The sequence below is a fragment of the Pseudomonas hunanensis genome (genome assembly GCF_013393325.1).
GTDB lineage: Bacteria > Pseudomonadota > Gammaproteobacteria > Pseudomonadales > Pseudomonadaceae > Aquipseudomonas > Aquipseudomonas putida_P.
Map to the genome: position 1 here is coordinate 18,646 of NZ_QJRC01000099.1, position 18,434 is coordinate 37,079.

Annotated in this window: 21 protein-coding genes; all 21 read right to left on the reverse strand. The window is 63.7% G+C overall.

Annotated elements, in window-relative coordinates; all coding sequences use genetic code 11:
* Window positions 1–8: 8 nt before the first annotated feature.
* The 21 genes from DM807_RS24055 to DM807_RS24155 all read right to left on the reverse strand — a co-directional run bounded on the left by DM807_RS24055 (window position 9) and on the right by DM807_RS24155 (window position 18,430).
* Window positions 9–3,593, reverse strand: coding sequence for a phage tail tape measure protein (locus DM807_RS24055; RefSeq protein WP_179028021.1), 3,585 nt, complete (start codon window positions 3,591–3,593; stop codon window positions 9–11).
* 132 nt (window positions 3,594–3,725) lie between these two features.
* Window positions 3,726–4,022, reverse strand: a complete 297-nt coding sequence (locus DM807_RS24060) for a phage tail assembly protein (RefSeq protein ID WP_179028022.1) — start codon at window positions 4,020–4,022, stop codon at window positions 3,726–3,728.
* Window positions 4,023–4,070: 48 nt separating this feature from the next.
* The gene (locus tag DM807_RS24065) at window positions 4,071–4,580 is read right to left on the reverse strand and encodes a phage major tail tube protein (RefSeq protein ID WP_179028023.1); all 510 of its coding nucleotides are present in this window, start codon (window positions 4,578–4,580) and stop codon (window positions 4,071–4,073) included.
* A 12-nt stretch (window positions 4,581–4,592) separates the two neighbouring features.
* Window positions 4,593–5,759 (reverse strand): phage tail sheath subtilisin-like domain-containing protein, encoded by a 1,167-nt coding sequence (locus DM807_RS24070; RefSeq protein ID WP_179028024.1) that lies wholly within the window; start codon window positions 5,757–5,759, stop codon window positions 4,593–4,595.
* Window positions 5,760–5,851: 92 nt separating this feature from the next.
* Window positions 5,852–6,307 (reverse strand): hypothetical protein, encoded by a 456-nt coding sequence (locus DM807_RS24075; RefSeq protein ID WP_179028025.1) that lies wholly within the window; start codon window positions 6,305–6,307, stop codon window positions 5,852–5,854.
* A 7-nt stretch (window positions 6,308–6,314) separates the two neighbouring features.
* Entirely contained in the window at window positions 6,315–7,046 is a 732-nt protein-coding gene (locus DM807_RS24080) for a hypothetical protein (protein ID WP_179028026.1), read from the reverse strand.
* Window positions 7,047–7,048: 2 nt separating this feature from the next.
* On the reverse strand, window positions 7,049–7,735 hold the full coding sequence (locus DM807_RS24085; RefSeq protein ID WP_179028027.1) for a phage tail-collar fiber domain-containing protein: 687 nt from the start codon (window positions 7,733–7,735) through the stop codon (window positions 7,049–7,051).
* Window positions 7,732–8,454, reverse strand: a complete 723-nt coding sequence (locus DM807_RS24090; protein WP_179028028.1) for a phage tail protein I — start codon at window positions 8,452–8,454, stop codon at window positions 7,732–7,734. Before DM807_RS24090 ends, DM807_RS24085 begins: the two co-directional genes overlap by 4 nt.
* A complete protein-coding gene (locus DM807_RS24095; protein WP_179028029.1) occupies window positions 8,451–9,431 on the reverse strand; it encodes a baseplate assembly protein in 981 nt (326 codons plus the stop codon). Before DM807_RS24095 ends, DM807_RS24090 begins: the two co-directional genes overlap by 4 nt.
* Window positions 9,428–9,754: a GPW/gp25 family protein gene (locus DM807_RS24100; RefSeq protein WP_179028030.1), complete on the reverse strand. Its 327-nt coding sequence runs from the start codon at window positions 9,752–9,754 to the stop codon at window positions 9,428–9,430. Before DM807_RS24100 ends, DM807_RS24095 begins: the two co-directional genes overlap by 4 nt.
* Window positions 9,755–9,756: 2 nt before the next feature.
* Complete coding sequence (locus tag DM807_RS24105) at window positions 9,757–10,017, reverse strand: hypothetical protein (protein WP_179028031.1); 261 nt, start codon at window positions 10,015–10,017, stop codon at window positions 9,757–9,759.
* Window positions 10,018–10,059: 42 nt separating this feature from the next.
* Window positions 10,060–10,641: a phage baseplate assembly protein V gene (locus DM807_RS24110; protein ID WP_179028032.1), complete on the reverse strand. Its 582-nt coding sequence runs from the start codon at window positions 10,639–10,641 to the stop codon at window positions 10,060–10,062.
* Window positions 10,638–11,168 (reverse strand): hypothetical protein, encoded by a 531-nt coding sequence (locus DM807_RS24115; protein ID WP_179028033.1) that lies wholly within the window; start codon window positions 11,166–11,168, stop codon window positions 10,638–10,640. The genes DM807_RS24110 and DM807_RS24115 overlap by 4 nt, the downstream gene beginning before the upstream one ends.
* Window positions 11,161–11,823 carry a hypothetical protein gene (locus DM807_RS24120; protein WP_179028034.1) on the reverse strand — a complete coding sequence of 221 codons (663 nt, stop codon included), beginning with the start codon at window positions 11,821–11,823 and terminating at the stop codon, window positions 11,161–11,163. The genes DM807_RS24115 and DM807_RS24120 overlap by 8 nt, the downstream gene beginning before the upstream one ends.
* Window positions 11,820–12,134, reverse strand: a complete 315-nt coding sequence (locus DM807_RS24125) for a head-tail joining protein (RefSeq protein WP_108481763.1) — start codon at window positions 12,132–12,134, stop codon at window positions 11,820–11,822. Before DM807_RS24125 ends, DM807_RS24120 begins: the two co-directional genes overlap by 4 nt.
* Window positions 12,135–12,136: 2 nt before the next feature.
* Complete coding sequence (locus DM807_RS24130; protein WP_179028035.1) at window positions 12,137–13,132, reverse strand: major capsid protein; 996 nt, start codon at window positions 13,130–13,132, stop codon at window positions 12,137–12,139.
* A gap of 62 nt (window positions 13,133–13,194) precedes the next feature.
* Complete coding sequence (locus tag DM807_RS24135) at window positions 13,195–13,542, reverse strand: head decoration protein (RefSeq protein WP_019096806.1); 348 nt, start codon at window positions 13,540–13,542, stop codon at window positions 13,195–13,197.
* A 2-nt stretch (window positions 13,543–13,544) separates the two neighbouring features.
* Window positions 13,545–14,702, reverse strand: a complete 1,158-nt coding sequence (locus tag DM807_RS24140) for a head maturation protease, ClpP-related (RefSeq protein ID WP_179028036.1) — start codon at window positions 14,700–14,702, stop codon at window positions 13,545–13,547.
* Window positions 14,699–16,192, reverse strand: a complete 1,494-nt coding sequence (locus DM807_RS24145) for a phage portal protein (RefSeq protein ID WP_179028037.1) — start codon at window positions 16,190–16,192, stop codon at window positions 14,699–14,701. The genes DM807_RS24140 and DM807_RS24145 overlap by 4 nt, the downstream gene beginning before the upstream one ends.
* On the reverse strand, window positions 16,189–16,395 hold the full coding sequence (locus DM807_RS24150) for a phage head-tail joining protein (protein ID WP_179028038.1): 207 nt from the start codon (window positions 16,393–16,395) through the stop codon (window positions 16,189–16,191). The genes DM807_RS24145 and DM807_RS24150 overlap by 4 nt, the downstream gene beginning before the upstream one ends.
* Window position 16,396: 1 nt before the next feature.
* Complete coding sequence (locus DM807_RS24155; RefSeq protein ID WP_179028039.1) at window positions 16,397–18,430, reverse strand: phage terminase large subunit family protein; 2,034 nt, start codon at window positions 18,428–18,430, stop codon at window positions 16,397–16,399.
* Window positions 18,431–18,434: the final 4 nt, after the last annotated feature.

Genomic DNA, 18,434 nt, shown 5'->3' on the forward strand with positions numbered 1-18,434 from the left:
ACCCCTCCTTAAACGTGTGGTTGGTCGTACAGCTGCACCGATGCCATGCGGGCCTGCACTTCACGCGTCCATTCATCGAACTTACGACGCAATGGCGCTTCAATCTCGCGCACCACCTGATCGGGTTCCTTGACTTCACCATGCACCGTGATGGGCATATGCGGCGCGAAGGTAAACGTCATATCCACCTTCGGCGGCGGCGGCTTGACCGTGACCGCCTTGGCCGGCTTTTCCGGCTCGGGCAATAGGGGTGCCGGCGGTTTCGCCTTGGCCACCATGTCGCGCACCACATCGCCCAGCCCGTCCGGCCGGGGTGCCGGCTGGGGGGCTGCTTGAGCGGGTACGCTCTGGGCGACCTTGGGTGCCGGTACGACCAGCACCAGGGGCATCACCGTCGCCGCCTGGGCCATCGGCGCACGCGCCGCCGGCATGACCACTGGCTTGACCAGCAGCGGCGCAGGGGCCGGCATGCTGGGCTTGGGCTGGTTGCGCACGGCATCACCCAGGGCAGGCGCTGCCGGTGCTGGCAGTGGCGCGGCGACCGGCTCGCGGCGGTCGACCACCACAGGCGCGGTCGGCGTTGCCTCGGGCGCGGTAACCCGTACTGCAGGCGCTGCTGCAGGTGGTACCACCACCGGCGCGGCCGCCGGCGGAACAGGCTTGGACTGGGCACGCACGGCATCGCCCAGGGCGGGCGCCGCCGGTGCTGGCAGTGGCGCGGCGACCGGCTCTCGGCGGTCGACCACCACAGGTGCAGTCGGCGCTGCCTTGGGCGCGGTAACCCGTACTGCAGGCGCCGCTGCAGGTGGTACCACCACCGGCGCGGCCGCCGGCGGAACAGGCTTGGACTCGGCACGCACGGCATCGCCTAGGGCGGGCGCCGCCGGCGCCGGCAATGGCGCGGCGACCGACTCCCGGTTGTCGACCACCAGAGGCGCGGTCGGCGTTGCCTCGGGCGCGGTCACCCGTACTGCAGGCGCTGCTGCAGGCGGTACCACCACCGGCGCGGCAGCTGGCGGAACAGGCTTGGCCTGGGCACGCACGACATCGCCCAAGGTCGGCGCCGCCGGTGCCGGCGATGGCGCGACGACCGGATCCCGGCTGCCAACCACCACAGGCGCGGCCGGCGTTGCCTTGGGCGCTGTCACGTGTGCTACAGGAGCTGCTGCAGGCGGCACCACAACCGGTGCGGTCGCCGGCGGAAGAGGCTTAACCTGATCACGCTCCGCAGCATCCGCCCCGGGGGCAACCTCCCTGTCCTCCCTTTCGCCTTGCTCATCACCAAACCAACGCTTGCCGAGCCAGCCGCCGAACGACTCGCCACCCATGCCGCCCAACACAGCACCAACAGCGCCGCCAACAGCCGTCCCGATAACGGGTACCACCGAACCGATGGCAGCGCCTGCAGCTGCTCCTGCAAGTGTGCCTGCCAGGCTACCAGCGGCTCCACCGTAGCCTTCGGCCTTTTCGTCCTTAGTCGTTGCGTTGAGTGCCACATCGATCGCCGCGGCGCCCGCATCCACGACATTGCCGCCGGGTAAACGCCTTGCGAGGCGTGCAACTCCTCGAACCGAGCGAGCGACTTTTCCCAGCTCGTTGCTTTCAGCCAACACGGTCGCGGCCACCGGCAGCCTCGATGATTTAGCGGCAGGTACCGGAGGCGGGTCGGCCTTTACAGCCGGCCGAGCTGGCTCGCCTTTCTTCGCTCGACGGCGTTCGCGACGACGACTTCTGCGACTCCCCCTGGCAGGCGCGGCAGGGCCGCTATTGGCGACAGCGCCACCGATCTTGCCGAAGGCATCGGCATTAACCACAAACACGCGCTGCGGGTCGTTACCGCCCACTACTGGATCATTGGCCGGTTCGGCACCTGTCGAGCGAGATGCAAACACCTTACCCAATACACCCAGACCAGCGTCGACCACCTTGCTGCCAGTTTTAGGCAAGTCTGTGATCGCATTGTCTTGATGAGCGGCACGCCCCAGCCGGCGGCCGCGCGCGATATTGAGCACACCCCGCCCGATCTTGAACGCACTGGACGCTGTCTTGAACGCCAGAATGGCGGCCACAATGCCGCCAATACCCATCACAACCGCCGGGAACCCGTCCGACAGCCTGGTGATGCCTTGAGCTACTGCAGTAAGCCCTTTGGCCGCCATGTCAGTGGCCGGGCGGATGGCATCGCCAATGCTGCGCATTGCATCGTCAGCCGCCTGTACCGTCTCTGCCCATTGCTGGGCCGAGGTTTCGCGGCGCTCGGCCAAGTTCTTGTCGAGGATGCCGCCGACCTTCTGCGCGTTGGCAGAGTTGGCCTTCAGCTCGTCATACAGTCCCCGATTTTGCCCGTAGGCGGTCAGCGCCGCCTTGACCTGCATGTCGGCAAAGATATCGCCGGTACGCAGTGTCTTCTCCAAGGCGTCCAGTGCTGCCCTAGCCTTCTCCGGGTCGACCTCCTTGTCGATCTGCGCCTTGGCCGCCTCGATCTTCTTGGCCTTGTCCGGGTCGGTCTTTTCAACGTACTTCATGGCCAGGGCCATGGACGCCTCAATGACGTTCATACCCTTCTGCAGGCCGGTATTCAGCGAAGCCTGATAATCAATACCGGCGTCTTTGTAGGCCTTAACCACCTCGCCGGAACCGATTTTCTCCATCCAGTTCTTGAGGTTGTTGGCAGCCTCGTCAGAACTGCCGGCAGTCTTCATCTGCACCTGCAGCATGGAGCCCAGCGATGTCACCGCGTCCAGCCCGGTGATCCCGTTTTTCTCCATGTTGGCCAGCAACTGCGGAAACCATCGGGCCATGTCGCTGGCCTCGAAGCTGCCCGCCTGGCCCTGGTAGGCGATGGCCTCCAGCGCCTGCTGCATGACTTTCGGGTCGCTGATCTTGGCGTTTTGCTCCAGCGCCTGAATCATGGACGCCGTATCAACACCCGACGCGCCTTGACCGATGGCAAACTTTGCTGCCACCGGGGCATAGGCCAGCGCCTTGTCCAGCTCCATGCCGGCGCCGACCAGCTGGTTGACCAGGTCGGCAACGCCGTTACGGGCCATGCCGGTATCGGCCGCCGTGTCGATCACCGTCCGGGTTAGCTGCTGCTCCTGGGGCTTGTTGGCAATGTCAGCCTTGATCGCAATGTCGCGGATGATCGCCTGGTAATTCGCGCTGATCATCGTCGGCGCAGCGACAGCGGCCGTGGCGGCCACTGCCTTCCCTACGTTCGACTTGAGCGATTCCTTGCCCGCTTGCAACTGCTGGTGGCCCTTCATCTGCAGACCGGCGGCACGAGCTTCGCGGCCAAGGCGCTCATACTCACGCTTAAGGCGCCCGACTTCGACGCCCTGGTTGCGCAGCGCCTCAAGGTTGCCGTTCAGCTTGCGCAACAGCTTGTCGGCGCCGGCGGCCCCACTGTCGTGGGCGCGCTTCCACTCCTCCCGAAGCTTGATGGTTTCGCCAATCGTGCTTTTCAGCACCTTGGCCCTGTTGCCCTTGGCCTCCAACCTCTGGATGCCGTTTTCAACCGTTTTGAATGCGGCGCCTACCGATGAGGCGACCGTGCCGCCGATCACCAGCGCTAACGCTAGTTTGTTCGCCACCGGAGCCCCCTATGCAAAGCTCAATCTGTAAGCCACCAGACCACGTCGGCATAGGACATGGTCATGATTTCCTCGGCCGAGAAATTCAGCTCGGCCGCCAGTCGCTTGGCGGCGGCCCTCATGCTTTCGGGATTACAGTTCGTCCTCTCGCACCAGAAAGGTGTAACCGGTCGAGATACGGTTGTAATCCTTGTAGGTCAGGCCCTCCAGGTCCTTGATACTGACCTCGGCCAGGGAGGCGAACAGGTTCAATTCGCGTTGCTCGTCGTCGCCATCCGAGGTTTGGCTGGACATGCGCATATCGCGCACGGTCGGCGCGCGCAGGGTGATCGTGTCCACCTTGATACCATTCATCTCGGTTGGCTTGGTCAGGGTGACGATGACATTTTCAGCGGTCAGCTTGAGGTACTTCGGTGCTGGCTTGCTCATGACTCGGTGTCCTTGAATCGGAAAGGAATACGGAAGGGTTGCAGGGGATTACAGGCCGAGGTCGCGGCGCTGGCTGGCCAACTGGTCGACACCGTTGATGACGCGCTTCATTGCCACTGGATCGATCTCATAGATGACCTCACCACCGACCTCGAGCTTGTAATAGGTCAACGCCACGGAGTGCTTGAACTCAGCCTTGTCGCCCGGCTTCCAGTCCCCCATATCCAGCTCTTTCAGGGTGCCGCGCTGAGTGACGATCACCGCTTTGGTCTCGCCCCGCTGGCCCTTGAACGAACCTCGGAACGTCCCGTTGAACGCGTTGCCGTCAGCCAGGCCGAAGAATTTCAGGGACTCTTTGCGCACGCCAGTGGTGGTGAAGTTGGACTCCATCTTGTCCATGCCCACATCCATCTCAATCGGCATATCCATGCCACCGGGCCGGTGCTCCTCCATTTTCAGCGTGAGCTTGGGCAGGGTCAGGCTGGGAACATCGCCTTGGAAGCTGACGCCATCCACGAACAGGTTCATGTTGGCCAGAGTTTCGGGAATCATTGCCATGGGATGCGCTCCTTACGCGACTTGGTCGAGGACTTCGGTCAGCCATTGATTGGTGACTTCGATACGGAAATTCGGGTTTTCGGCCGGCGGAACGTCGGTGAAACGGATGTTCCAGTACACCTTGCCCTGCTCCAGCTGGCTCGCCGTGTTGAGCACCGGGTCGGCGTAGACCTCGAAGTTGATGATGGCGCCCTGGGCTTTCAGGTCGCGCATGAATGCCTGCAAGCCTTCGGTTACGTCGCGGATATAGGTCGAGGTAATGCCCCGGTCCACCGCCCACTTGTGGCCGTACAGGATCGCGTCCATGACCATGTCCATGGTTCGCACGCGGGTGACGAACGCCCACTTCGGATCGCTCGACAGCGTGCGGTTACCCCACAGGCGGAATCCGTCATCACGAATGATGGTCGCGATATTGGCGTTGTTGAGCAGGTTGGCCCGGCACGTCTCGTCGCCGTCCAGATACTCGATGGCGCGGGTGGTGCCGGTGATGCCGACGAACTCTTTGTTCGATGGCGAGGACCAGAAGCCATACTCACTGTCGGTCCAGGCGAACACGCCTGCAGCCCACGCCGAGGCCGGCGCGTCGATGGTCGCGTTGGTAGCGGTGTCCCACACCTGCACGCCCGGATCGACCATGTAAATGCGCTTGGAGCCGAACGACTTGGCGTAGGCGGTCGCCGCTTCGTCAGTAGTGTTGGGGCCGTCGATGATCGCCACTGCGCGCAGCTTGGCCGCAATGGAGTCCATGGCGGTGGCCACCGCCAGGGTCGCGCTGTGCTTGGGCGCGACGATCAGGCGCGGTTGGGCATTGAAACGGCTCTTGCCGTCCAGCAGCGCCTGCAGGCCGGTACGCTTGCCGCTGGCCTGTACCCCGCCAATGATCGCGGAAGTCTGCGCGGCCGCGTCGGCAACCTTGGTCACCCCCGAAGCAACGATAACGGCCTTGGAACGCGCATAGATCGCCCGGCAGGCCTTGGTGATGGCAGCGTCGGCACCGAACGCGGCGACGGCCTCGCGCTCGTTGGTAATCAGTAACAGGTCGCCGACCTTGGCCGAGACGTTCGCGCCCTCGGTAAAGGTGTCGACCAGGCCGATGATCGAGGAAGACGGCAGCGCGACGTTGCGCGCGCCAGTGTCGACGTTCGTTACGGTAACGCCGTGAAAAAATCCAGCCATGGGATAGCTCCAAAAGAATGGGCCGCACGCGGCGGCCCAACAGAAACGAAAACGCCCCGAAAACGGGGCGCTCAAGGGAATGCGGCGAGGGGTCAGACGGCGCCCGGCACGCTCGCACGGATGGCGTTGATCGCCTCGTCGGCGTAGGTTTCAGCCTGCGCATGGGTAGTCGCCTTGAGCACCTCGACACTGCCTTTGAGGCGGGCTGCACGGATTGCGCATACAGCCGTGTGCCACGCCTGCGCCTCCTGCAGGATCGACTCGGCCGCGTCCATGGGCTCGACGCCCTGGGCATCGACCACGGCCTGTACGGTCAATGGCACCTCACCGTCGTAACCCGCCAGCTTGAAGGCCTTCGCCTCGCTCTCGGCCAGCTGGTTCTCGATGGCGCGCAGCGGATCGCCCAGCACCGCTGCCAGCGCCTGGTCGGCCGCCTTCTCGATCTGCTGCTGGGCCACCAGCAGCGCCGCGCCAATGGGAAGCGCCTCGAAGTCGAAGCCGTTGTAGTTGGTCTCGCCGTAAACGACGTTCAAAAAGGTTTTTTGCATGATCGACTCACAGGCTCGACAGGTTGGTGATGATGTGGCCCAAATCCTTGGACAGAGTGCCCGCTGCGATACCCACGAACAGCGAGCCATTGAGGGCCGAAGGCACCGCCGTACCGGTCATCGACAACGCAATAAGTGCCGAGCCCGGCCCGATCAGCCTGCCCCGGAAAGTGCCGCGCAGCTCCAGTGTGCAGTTGTACATGCGCACCTGCATAAGGATCGGGGCCGACGAGCCGCTGGCAAAAGCGAGCGCGTAATAGGCACTCAGATCACCGGCGCTCGAGGCCGGGAGACTGACCGTCACGTTAAGCAACTGCAGGGTCGAGCCGTTCGACATCCAGAACGACCCCATGCGAGTCAGCTGGTCGCTGCCCTCCGGCAGAAACTCATTGCAAATCAGCTTTCGCCCCGACCCAGCCACACCTGCAACGATCAACTGACGACCTGCAGTGGTGACGCTCTTATCGAGTACATAGTCCCTGGCCAGCCACGCCGTAACCCGCCCGCCGTCAGGGGTTGCATCGACCGCCCGCTGCAGGGTCTTGAACGGGCTGGCCTCGGTGCCGACCGCGTTGTCGTCGCCCAGCTGCGAGTCCACCCAGTAGGCACGAACAATCGACGGTGCTGCCGCTACCGCTGCCGACACGGCAGCGTCAATCGCAGCCTTTTTGCCGCCGAAATAGTCGATCAGCTTGTTGTTTGCCGCGACCAGCGCAGCGATTTCAGTTTCAAGGCTCATGGTTATGATCCGTACAAGTGTTGGACAACGGTATATTGAAGGGCCATCAGGCCGGTGGCATTGGCTACCGTCGCGCTCAGCAAGCTGTCGCGCGTTTCGGTGGCGGTTTTCTCAGCAGCAGCCATACGGGCCAGCAGACCGCTGATTTGCTCCTCAGATATCGCCTGCAGGCGCTCCTGGGCAACCAGGCGGTCGTTCTGCTGCAGGGTGCGCAGCTGCTCGGCAATGAGCGCCGTGGCCTGCACGGCCAAGGGTTCGGCCAGCGTCAGGTTGAGGCCGGCGGCCGTGCTGGTGATGGTCACGCTGTCCGCTGGCAGCGCCGCCAGTGACAGGTCGTAGGCCAGCAACAGGTCGATGTTGGCGGCCTTGTAGGCCAGCGCTTCGGTCAGGTGCGACCAGACCGCCAGCAGGGTGCCGTCCTTAAGGAAAATGCCGACCTCGCGCACCCAGTACGCTGTCGCGCCATCGGCGACAGCGGTCAGGTGCAACAGCGTGCTACTCAGCTTCTCGCCGCTGGAAATCGGGAAGCGCGCCACCTCGTTGCGCAGGGTCTTCTGCTCGGCGCTCGGGGTGTAGGCCTGGCTGCCCAAGGCGATATGGCTAATCTCAGCCGAGAGGCCGGTTTTCGTTGCCGTCAGGATCGCCGCCAGGCCGGCCTTGGTGATGACAGGTTGCAAGCCTGTACTCATAGAACAGCCTCCATGTAGCCCCGCACGACCGTGCGCACATGCGCGGAGTTGGCCACCAACGGGGCACCTTCTGCTTGAATGGGTACGCCCTGCGCCTCGGCAAATCGCCGGGATACGCTGGACGCGTTGAGCGCATTGGCAAACAGCACCGTCTGCGCCATGGGGTCGAAGGGCACCGCCTGGGCATCCATGGAGCGGTGCTGCACGGCCCGCGCCTGAAAGGCGTTGCCGAGCACCAGGCCGCCATCGAAGCGCGCTCCCAGCCGAAACTCGTAATGGCTGCGCTCGTTCTTCGCCGCGTCGACCAGGGCACGCAAACGCGCGCCCAGCTCGGGCGAGATAATCGAACCCTCGCCCTCCCGGTTGTCATTGGCCCAGGCCGTGACCTGGAATGTGTACGGGGCGGCATTCGGTATCTGGTGCCACTCCTTAAACTCCGCATTGACCCGCACCGCCTTGAGCACCCGCCGGATTGCGCCGACGGTACCCTTGGTCTTGTGAACAGGGATCGCCTCGCTGCTCAGCGCGCGGCGCTGGTCATCGGTGTAAGCGGCCTCCCAGCCGTCGACCTTGAGCGCCCAGCCCAGCCAGGGCAGGAAGTTGGGCGGGCAGCGTGCCGAGTCGGCCACACCCCGGATAATGTCCGGGTCAACGCCGAACTCGCCGGCGCGCTCCAGCGCGCGCTCCAGCAGCGTGGCGTTGTGCGGTAACAGGCTCATGTGACCACCTTGGTGGTCAAGGCAATGGACGTGGCGCGCGGATAATGCCGCTTGTCACACACCACCCCTTCCACCGGCTTGACCAGGTCGACACGGCTGATTCCCGTTACGTGTAACGCTGCGTAGGCAGCCGATACGGGCAGCTGCCCCTCCAGCCGACGCGCGGCCGCAATGGCCTTGTCCAGGCTGGCCCTGGCTGCAGCAAGGACAACGTCAGGGTCTGGCCCGTCCTCGACCCACAGCACCGCCTCCACCTGGAAGTCGCTAGGGATGCCGCCCTGCACGCGCGGCCGATCCGTCACCGGGCGCACATCCTCGGCCGACAGCGCTTTGAGGACGGTGGCCACCAGTTGCGCCTCAGGCACGGTGCTTGCCGGTCGGGCCAGTACCGCCAGCGACACATCGCCAGGTAGCGGATTGGCCAAGCCGGCGTCGTAGTCACAGACCACGACAATGGCCCCGGCCGGCAGCTGCGCCTTAACCGCAGCTGGCACCGCCACCCCGGAAAACCGGGGCGAATCGACCGAAACGTGCACCAGCTCGGCCGATGAACTCAGCGCGTGATACTCGTATGCCCCGCTGCTGCCGGCAACAGACAGCGCCTCTAGCGACAGGCGCGTGCGGTAGCGCAGCGCCTCGTCGTCTTCCATCACTGCTTCCACCGGCGGCACCGCGTCGGGATCAGCCGCGCGAATCGTCAAGCGCTGCACACCGTAGTCGGCCGCGCGGTTGTCCAGGTCGGCGCGCTTGGCGTAGGCCAGCAAGCTAGCCTTGGCCGCCGCGTTGACACGGGCACGCATGACTAGCTCACGGTAGGCCATGACCTCCATCAGCTTGACCACCGGGTCGGACTCGAGCAGCGCCGTCCACTGGTCGTCCATATGGGCGCGGAAGATGCCAAGCACCTCCTGATACAGCGTCTCAAACTCTAGGGTTTCCACCACATCGGGCGGGGGCAGTAAAGACAGGTCAATCATGCGCTCACCTCCACAACGGCCGAGCTACCCAGGTACTGGCCCGTCAACAACAGGCCGATCTGGCCATTGAGCACCGAAACGACCTTGACCCGCTCCAGCTGCAGGCGCGGCTCCCAGCGGCCCAGGGCGCGGGCGACCTCGGCCTGCACAGCGCTTTTCCATCCCTCGTTAACCGGCAGGTCGACAAAGCGGCGCAGGTTGCAGCCGTATTCCGGCCGCATGCGACGGCTGCCCAGAGGCGTGGTCAGGATGTCCTCAATCGACTGTTTCAGATGATCGAGGCCGGTGGATTGCTGGCCGGTCCTGCGGTCCAGGCCAATCATGCTTAGCCGTCCAGCTGCTGCAGGTCGGCATGGTCACGCAGGAACGCCAGCGCCTCGGCGTCGTCGGCCTGGACGGTCACGCGGCCAGCCTTCACCTTGAACTCGCGCAGGTCGTCACCGGCCTGCAGGAACAGCGAGCGCGAGGTGAAAGCGCGGTCGGTGAAGGTCACGCCGGCCGGCTCGGCGCCGTTGGCACCAGGTACAACTGCGGATTCGTCCGCATCCGTTGCCGCGTCAGTCGCGGCGAGTTTCTTGACTGCCATAAGTGATGCTCCAGAAAAGACAAAGCCCGCGAATGCGGGCTGTCAGTGCTTGTGATTCGCCGTGTTGCCGGCGGTGTCGATGATTTTCCCGAGGCCGAGGATGTCGCCCGTTACGCGTAGCGGCCCGACAATCTCCACGCTGCCTTCCAGGGTGATGACTGGCGCCTTGGCCTTGATCGCGGCCGACTCGGCATTGATCGCGGTGCCGGTGATAACCGCCTTGCTGCTGCCGACCTCGATGTTGACCGTGCCACTGGGCAGCTTGATGGTGTAGCTATTGGCCGCCCAGTCGTAGACCAGGGAGCCGCCATCGTCGAACCGCCACACCTCGACATGATCGCGATTGTCCGGCGGCGGGCCGGCGTTGCCGTACAATCCTGTAACGAACGTCCCTTGTGCGGGCTCGCCGCTCGGGCTTACTAGCACGCCTTGCTCGCCCAGGCTCGGCGCTCGCCAGTGGCGGGCCTTGCCGGCGGCTTGGGCATGCCAGCGAACCCAGGCACTGGTCCAGGCGCCGCCGTCGGTTACCCGCACCCTGGCGGCGGTGAGGTCGACCGCTACGACATAACAGGGGACCACCAAGCCGGCCAGCATGCGATCCATTTGCGCTGCCGCGTAACTCATGCCAGCGCCTCCGGTTCTCGATACTGGTCCTCGTTGCCGGGGCCACTGTCAGGGTCGAAGGCGAACTTCACTGGGCCAGGCTCTCGGGGCCATGGCCACTCTTCTTCGCCCAGGTAGATGATCTGCGTCCATTCGACGACCCAAACCGCGAAGCTATCCAGCTCAGGACGGCTCCAGTCCCTCTCCGCCCGCACAAACTCAGCAAACTCAACCAGAAGGCCCCAGGACTGCATGCGCAAAAGCACCGCCAACTGCGCCGCAACGAATGCTGCGACATGCAAGCAGTTGGGCTCCTCCTGCCCGACGATGACCCGCGCCTCGAAACGAGCCTCGACTGCGACCTCGCCGGTGCCTGGGTCCTTGTCGGCGTCCCCAAACCCAACCAGCTCAAGCACCACCGCTGGTGGGGTGACCACTTGGATACCCTCCGGCATGGTCCCGACATAGGCCAGGCCGGGGATCGCCTTCTTGATGTGTTCCTCAATAGCGGTGTACACCGCACCGAGCGGAATCGGCCCGTCATCCATTGCCTGTCCTCCGTAGGTATTTCTGCAGCTCGAAGTTCAGCTCCTGCTCCATCACCACCAGCAGCCGTTCATGCGCTCGATTGGTCCAGGCCTCAAAATGCGGCCGGACCTCCTCCAGCGAGATCTTGGCCTTGGCCAAGGGGAAGCGACTGTCGTTCTCGGCAACCCACCCCGTCCGGCGCCCTCCCCGACCTGAAACCTCACTGTCCGGGTAGTCCTTCGCATCGAAGTGCTTGCTGGCCGTGCGGATCCAGATATCCGGGCTACCGCCATATACCCGCTTGAAGAACGCCCCCTGATAGCGGCGACCAGCAACCGACACGCCCGAGCGGGACTGCCGGGGCCGGCCTGCTCGGCTGGCTTCAATGGGGTTGATGCCAAACCACAGCCGCCCCTGGCCATTGCTGGACACTGGGAAAGCCTTGAGGCGCTGCCTCACCGCAGCGATGGCGATCCGCTCCTGCCGGCCCACATCGCGAGCTATATGCGTGCGCAGCCAGCGAAGCACCTTGCTCACGGCCCTTCGCTGCGCCGCCGCCACCGCCTTGGGTACCAGCTTCGCGAAGTCCTTGAAGCCCTTCACGTCCTGCGGGTTGGCCTGCAACGAGATCAACCCGCTGCTGGCCGACTGCTTGTGGTAACTGCCAACACTCATAACGACTTCCTCAGAATGAGCGTCACCAAGCCGTCGCCACCCGGCTCGATGCTGGTGATGAGGTAATTGCCGCCGCCATCCTCCGGGGGCACGCCGAAGAAGACCTTGTGCTTCACTTCGATGCCGATGTTGTCCTGTACGCGGATGACCAGATGAGGCTCACGCAAAGCGGTTCTTATCTGGCCGACCTTGGGCTGCAGCCAAGGGGCTGAGAACATACCCAGCACCTCACGCCCCTCGATCAGCACCGTATCGCCCAGGATCTCGAACACCGTGGCGTCGACGTCGGTTATCAGGTCCCGGAAAGCCATGGTCAGAGCTTCAAGCGGAGAATGGCGCGAGGACGGGTCACCAGGTGCAGCGGGTTCGACTGGGCCTCACCGGCCACACCTTTCTTGAACGGCATCATTTCCAACTGGCTGTAGTACGGCAGGCCCTCGGTGTTGACCGTGTCCATGTAGTCAGCCGGCGCGAAGCGAGTGATGCAAAGGCCGGGTACACCTTCTGGAACCAGACGCGCCTCGTCGTCCGCGACAAAGGCGATTCCGCCAACCTTGCCCCGGTAGCGCTCCCAAGTGATGCCGCCGAATTCGAAGGTTTCGCGACCGTCAGCCCGCAACGCCGCAGCGTACTGGGTGCCCTCGTAGGTTTTCGCAACGCTCTTGTGTCCGATCAGCGCTCGCCAGAAGTTCTTACCGCAGAAGGCCCGGGCGCCACTGGTGGTAGCGGCGCCCAAGGCTTCCTCCTGGGCATCCAGCGCATCCACGCATTTCACCCGGACATTGGTGTCCGGGTTGGTCAGCTCCATCGGGATCTCGATGGGATCAAGATCGAAGCGGGCATAGATATTGAGCAACACTGTCTTGCCGTCCGCATCCAGCACGTGGCCGTTGAGCGCGCCCATGCGATGGAATTCATGCGTGGCATCCAGTTGCCGCCGGGCCTTCGCCAGACGCTTGTTGACCACGTCCTGGACCGCCTGCAGCTCAGTTTGCTCACCGAAGGCGCGGATGCCCTGGATCTCGTCCGCCTTGATGGCGAAGCGCTCGGGCAGGTGAACGGTATTGAATGGCAGCAGGATTCGCTTGCTACCGTTGACCACCAGCCCTGAAGTACCCCGCTCGCCCGCTGGCACCAAGGCCAGAGTGTCGCCGTCCTTCTCGACCTGGACGGTCACCGTGGTCACGCCCTCTTCCTCGAACAGTCCCAGTTCAGCCAGGCGCCCTGGCACGAATGGCTGCTCGTTGATCGCCGCAGTGAGCGCGGGAACCGAGAAAGCGTTGTCTTCAAAGATATCGATGTCAGCCATGAAGGCCCTCCAGAAATGCAAAACCCCGCACTTGGCGGGGCTGAAAATGGGTTGGCTCGCTATCAGCGAACGATGATGAATTGCGCCGCCAGGGCTTTCTCGGCATCAAGGTCGAGGCCCGTCAGCAGCCCCTCGCTCACCTCGGCCAAACGCACTACCGCACGCCCGCGCCGGGCTACGTCCGATTCACCAACGGACGCAAACAAGATGCACTTGGCCGTCTCGCTGCCGTCAGCGGCCTCTGGGTTGTACGGAGCGAATTGGCCGGAGGCAGTGAGCTGCCCAAGAAGCTGGCCGGCTACCAAGGCAGCACCAGGCGCCAGCTCAATGACTTCGCGGGAGATCTTTCCTGCGCCCTCGGACAGCAGGAATTCACCGGCATGCACCGGTTCCACATAGGTTTTGCTCATGCTTAGGCTCCTTTGCCGGTGCGTTGTTGAGCGGCCTGCCGTCGCGCAGACCAAATGTTGCTGGGGTTTGGAAGCTTCGCCTGGACTGTCTCAGGCTCATCGGCAGCTGGTGGAAGGGTGTTGTCGATCTCGAAGCCCTTGCCCGAGCCGACCAGCTTGTCGAACAGCCGCGCCCGAACCACGGTCGCGTCCAGGCCAGCGCCGACATATTCGACCGCCATCTCGGGCAAGCGCGCCGCTACGCAGAGCTCTCGCACGGCTTTGGCACGAGTCAACGCTGCCTGGACCGTGGCTTCGTCGGCCAGCTTGGTCGATGCGATCAGCGGTTCGACCAGGTTGCTGATGCCCGCTTTCGCACAAGCCTGGGTGATCATCAATGCCAACGCCGTTGAGTTAGCCGTGCTGGGAGCTGGGGGCTCATCGACCGGAGCGGGCTCGCTCGGGGATTCTGGATCGGCCTGGCTGGCCTGGAGCTGATCCAACAACGCCTGCGGGGTATTTCGGTACCGCGCCAGAGTGGCCCCCTGCCCCAAGCAAGCCTGGACCTTGATGCCGTTGCCGATCTCGTCGGCCAGTCCCAGGTCCAGTGCCTCCTGGGCGGTGAGCCAGGTTTCCGCATCGACCAGACGCCGCAGTTCAGCGTCATCGACATTCGGCGCCTTAGCCTTGTAAGCAGCGATCATGGCCTCGAGCGCCTGGTCGAGAACATCCGCCACGCGCCGAAGGTCCTCGGCATCGCCGCCTACCCAGGTGTAGGGGTTGTGGATCATCAGCATGGCATTCGATGCCATCACCACGCGGTGCGCACCACATACCGCCACGCTGCCAGCACTGGCCGCCAGGGCATCGACCCGGCCGGTGCAGCGCTCACCCAGCCGGCTCAGTGCATTGTGAATCGCGAGGCCTTCGAACAGATCACCCCCGTTGGTATTGAAGGCCACCACCACTTCCGAAACGCCATCGTCCACCGCCTTGAGGTCTTGAATGAACTGGTTCGCGGTGATGCCCCATGCGCCAATCTCGCCGTAGACATAGACTTCGATCACCTTGGCCCCGGCCTCGCCCTCGGCGGCTGCAGCGATCTTGTACCAGTGCCCATCCTCGACCTGCGGCATGGGCTTGGCCTTGTTGAAGATGCGGAACGGCATCAACGGTTTCATGTTTTCCCCTTCTCATCGGGCTCATCCGGCTCATCCTTGATGGCCGACAAGCTGCTGTAGTTGAGGCCCAGGTCCTTGGCCCGGGCGATATCTGCGGCGTTCTCTTCGTCCACGATTTCCGCGTCTGTGCCTGAGCGAAGGCACATCTCGGTGCGCGAGGCGAAACCCGCCCCCACCTCGAGCATCCGCGACTGAACGTCTTGAACGGGATGGATGTAGGCCCAGCCCTGTGGCACCCACCGCGTGCGCAGGTATTCGCGCCGCCGCAACACGTAGTCGTCCAGTTCCAACGCCCCGGCCAGCACAGCCATGTCCATCCATGCGGCTCGCACAGGACGACACAACTGGTGGACGTACACTTGGAACTGCAACTGCTCCAGCCGGCGTCGAAACTCAGTGAGCACCACGCGAATCGCTCGATCGTTCACATCGCGCATGTCACCGGTCATCAGCTCGTAAGGCAGACCTGCGCCGGCTGCTGCAGCCATCAGCTGCTGCCGCATGAAGTCGGGGTAGTTGTTGCCCCCATCGGGCGGATCGGAGAACTCCACCTGTTCCCCCGGCCCGAGTTCCTGCATGGTGCCGGGCTCCAACGCCACCATCGGCGTGAACGCGTCACGGTCATGGACAACCGGTGCGCCGGTCAGCATGTCCATCGGCGGATGCCCTGGCCCTTCCGGGGCGGGCTTACGAACGAAGCCCGCGAACAGGTTCGCCACTTCCTGGCGAAACAGCACCGCGTCGTCGTAGTTATCCAGGCTGCGCAGACGCTTCAGGATCGGCGCGAGCCGAGGCACACCGCGCAACTGGCCGGGCTCCAAGGGCTCGAAGATGTGCAACATCTGCTCGGCCGGGACGCGCACCAGCGGGTTGTAGCCGGCATTGAGCGAGGCCTTGTCGCTTGGGTGATTGCGGTAGCACCAGTAAGCAACGCGTCGTCCAATGCTGTTGAACTCGATCCCGGCGCGGATGACGTTGCCGGACCGCGTCACTTCGAACTTGTCGTGCGGGACGAATTCAGGTGCAAGGCACTGCACCTGCAACGGGACCGCCAGTCCATCCTCCAGCCGGCGTGGCCGCAAGCGGACGAAACACTCACCGGATTGCTCGACCGTCCGTGCTACCAGCGCCTGCTGACCGTAGAAGTCGGTGCGCTCATCCGCATCCGATTCGTCCACCCAATCCTCCCATAGCACCTGCATCGCCTTGCGCAGCGCCTTGTCGAGCAAGCGCGGTTGAGGCGTGATGCCGGTACCGATCAGGTTGCTGACCCGTTTGTCGATGATGTTGCCCGCATACGGGTCGTTGCGCACCGCTGCCCGCGAGCGCGAACGCAGGTTGCGCAGGGCGGGCATGATCAGGCTGTTTGGCCCCGTATCAGGGGCATCCCAATTAGAGGAACGCCGCCCTTCGGCGGCGCCCTCGTAGCTGGCCTTGATGCGCTCCGGTACCAACAGGCCAGAGCGCGTGGAGATATAGCGGCCGCTCACAACCCCTTACCTCCGTGGTAGAGCCGAACCACGCGAGAACGTCGGCCAGTTGCCTGGGCCAGCTCGGTGCGGATTAGATCTCGGGCTTTGATCAGTTCGTCCACGGTCCGATACTCGACGGTGCGGTCGCTGTAGCGAACGATGCGTTCGCCACGGGCAATCGCACCTTCGACAGCCGCGAGGTGTGCCTGGGTGTATGCCATGTCAGCGTCTCTTCAGATAGCCGCTGCTCGAGCTGCGGCGTTGCATTGGTTGAGGTGCCGGGCGGGGCGCCGTTGGCGCGGCCGTAGGAGCGGGCCGGGCTGATGGCTGAGCCGATGATTGCGACTCGCCTTCGGTATCGGCTTCGTCGTCCTCTTGCTCAGTAGCCGGCGGTTTCGCAGGTGTCGGCTCCTCGAACAGGTTCGCCTGGGCCAAGGCTTGGCGCAGCTTCTCCCAATCCTGCTCGCCGTAACGATGCAGGCCGAGGTAGTACGCCATGGCCAGGTTGTACACCTGAAGGTCCAGCGCTTCGTTGCGGTCGGCCTTGCCCTTGACCCATTCGATTCGCTTGTACCCTTTCACGTAGCGGGCAATCTTGCGTTCGGCCACGCACTGCTGGAAGAACTCGTCCGGCAGGTCCTTGGCGAAGTGCACAGCACCAGGCCCCGACTCGAAGCTGTAACGGTTGTAAATCCAGTCCTTGGCCGTGTCGGTACCGACCATCCACAACTCGGCGCCGTTGCGCTCGGTCTGCCCTCGCCAAGTGACATCCACAAGGGAGGGTCGCTGAGCGATGACGGGGCGCCCAGGCTTGCTTGCGCCTTTCAACGCAAAGACGTTGCGCCAACGGCGCACGCGGCAGAACTGATACACCTCATGGGTGTGATGACCGCCGGAGTCGATACCCGTAGCCAGGATGCCCAGGGCGACGCCGCAAGGATGGCGGTATCGCACCTTCAATAGGTCATCCAGAAGCTCCCAGGTACGCTGATCTGCGGGATCACCAGGGATGACCTTGAAGTCAACGATCCAGCGCTCCATCCCAGCGCCCCAGCCGATGATCATCACCTCCAAACGGTTGGCCTGCACGTCGACGGAACAGGTCAGTACCAGCACGCCAACGGTCACGGTCCCGAGCACATAGTTCTCCTGCAACGCTCGGGCCTGCAGGACTTCGGCCTTGGTCTGCTCTACCGCGCTATCCCACACCTTTGCTAAACGGGTGTTATAGAACACCTGCATGGGCTCGAGGTCACCTCGGTCTTGGGCGCGCTTGGCCTTCTCGAATTGCTTGGCCAGGTCAGCCCATGAGGTCCAACCGAGCGGGGCGTACAGCGCGTTGAGGTGGAAACCCACAGTTTCGCCATCGCCCTGGGCGTGCGAGCGCCATTCCCCCTGGGCAAGCATCTCACCCTTGTGGTGCTCCTCGATCAGCACATCGCAGTCGGGTGAGGAGCATTTGTAGTGGACGGTCTGGAAATCAGCGGAGTACAGCAGACGCTCCCACTCTAGCACCTGCATGTGACCGCAGGTTGGACAGGGCACGTAGTAATAACGCTGGTCGCTGGTCTCGAACAGATCGGCGATGCGTGAGGCACCCTTGATAGTCGGCGAGCTGGAGAAGTAGAACTTGGCATTGCGTCCAAAGGTACTGCCCCGCGTCTCGGCAAGATCGACGGGGTCACCCTCCTCATCGACGTCCACGTCCCAGCGGTCAATCTCATCGCCGTAGATGTATCGCGCAGCAAGCTCGGCCAGGTTGGAGGCCGAACCAGCGGTGGTCGCATACAGCGTACCGCCCTCGAACTCTTTGGTATCCATGGTGTTGCGAGCATCTCGCGACCGGGAGGCAGCCACACGCGCTTTCAGTTCAGGAGTGGCGGCAATGGTCTTCCCGATCCGCGCCGACACCCGCTTGGCCAAGGCCAGACTGGGCAGCAACGTCAGGATGTTGGACGGAGCCATGTGGATCAGCGCCCCGATCCAGTTCAGGGCGATCTGCGTTTTCATCAGCTGCGAGGCGACCATGGTAATGACGCGCTTGCAGGGGTGCGCTGGCGACAGGCAGCGCATGGGTTCACGTGCATACGGCGTCCGTGCTGTGCGGTATTTGCCGGGCTCGGCTGCACCGGTATCACGCGGGATCCGCATGTACTCGTCAGCCCATTCGTCAACCCACAATTCAGGGTCGGGCGTTAGCCCCCGGCCATACGCTTCGCGGTACACCTTCGCACCGTCCGCGTATCCGGTGGGCATAGGT

Coding starts and splice junctions, on each gene's coding strand:
- DM807_RS24060 (WP_179028022.1), bottom strand. CDS start 4,022: ATGAGCAAGCCAGCACCGAAGTACCTCAAGCTGACCGCTGAAAATGTC.
- DM807_RS24065 (WP_179028023.1), bottom strand. CDS start 4,580: ATGGCAATGATTCCCGAAACTCTGGCCAACATGAACCTGTTCGTGGAT.
- DM807_RS24070 (WP_179028024.1), bottom strand. CDS start 5,759: ATGGCTGGATTTTTTCACGGCGTTACCGTAACGAACGTCGACACTGGC.
- DM807_RS24075 (WP_179028025.1), bottom strand. CDS start 6,307: ATGCAAAAAACCTTTTTGAACGTCGTTTACGGCGAGACCAACTACAAC.
- DM807_RS24080 (WP_179028026.1), bottom strand. CDS start 7,046: ATGAGCCTTGAAACTGAAATCGCTGCGCTGGTCGCGGCAAACAACAAG.
- DM807_RS24085 (WP_179028027.1), bottom strand. CDS start 7,735: ATGAGTACAGGCTTGCAACCTGTCATCACCAAGGCCGGCCTGGCGGCG.
- DM807_RS24090 (WP_179028028.1), bottom strand. CDS start 8,454: ATGAGCCTGTTACCGCACAACGCCACGCTGCTGGAGCGCGCGCTGGAG.
- DM807_RS24095 (WP_179028029.1), bottom strand. CDS start 9,431: ATGATTGACCTGTCTTTACTGCCCCCGCCCGATGTGGTGGAAACCCTA.
- DM807_RS24100 (WP_179028030.1), bottom strand. CDS start 9,754: ATGATTGGCCTGGACCGCAGGACCGGCCAGCAATCCACCGGCCTCGAT.
- DM807_RS24105 (WP_179028031.1), bottom strand. CDS start 10,017: ATGGCAGTCAAGAAACTCGCCGCGACTGACGCGGCAACGGATGCGGAC.
- DM807_RS24110 (WP_179028032.1), bottom strand. CDS start 10,641: ATGAGTTACGCGGCAGCGCAAATGGATCGCATGCTGGCCGGCTTGGTG.
- DM807_RS24115 (WP_179028033.1), bottom strand. CDS start 11,168: ATGGATGACGGGCCGATTCCGCTCGGTGCGGTGTACACCGCTATTGAG.
- DM807_RS24120 (WP_179028034.1), bottom strand. CDS start 11,823: ATGAGTGTTGGCAGTTACCACAAGCAGTCGGCCAGCAGCGGGTTGATC.
- DM807_RS24125 (WP_108481763.1), bottom strand. CDS start 12,134: ATGGCTTTCCGGGACCTGATAACCGACGTCGACGCCACGGTGTTCGAG.
- DM807_RS24130 (WP_179028035.1), bottom strand. CDS start 13,132: ATGGCTGACATCGATATCTTTGAAGACAACGCTTTCTCGGTTCCCGCG.
- DM807_RS24135 (WP_019096806.1), bottom strand. CDS start 13,542: ATGAGCAAAACCTATGTGGAACCGGTGCATGCCGGTGAATTCCTGCTG.
- DM807_RS24140 (WP_179028036.1), bottom strand. CDS start 14,702: ATGAAACCGTTGATGCCGTTCCGCATCTTCAACAAGGCCAAGCCCATG.
- DM807_RS24150 (WP_179028038.1), bottom strand. CDS start 16,395: ATGGCATACACCCAGGCACACCTCGCGGCTGTCGAAGGTGCGATTGCC.
- DM807_RS24155 (WP_179028039.1), bottom strand. CDS start 18,430: ATGCCCACCGGATACGCGGACGGTGCGAAGGTGTACCGCGAAGCGTAT.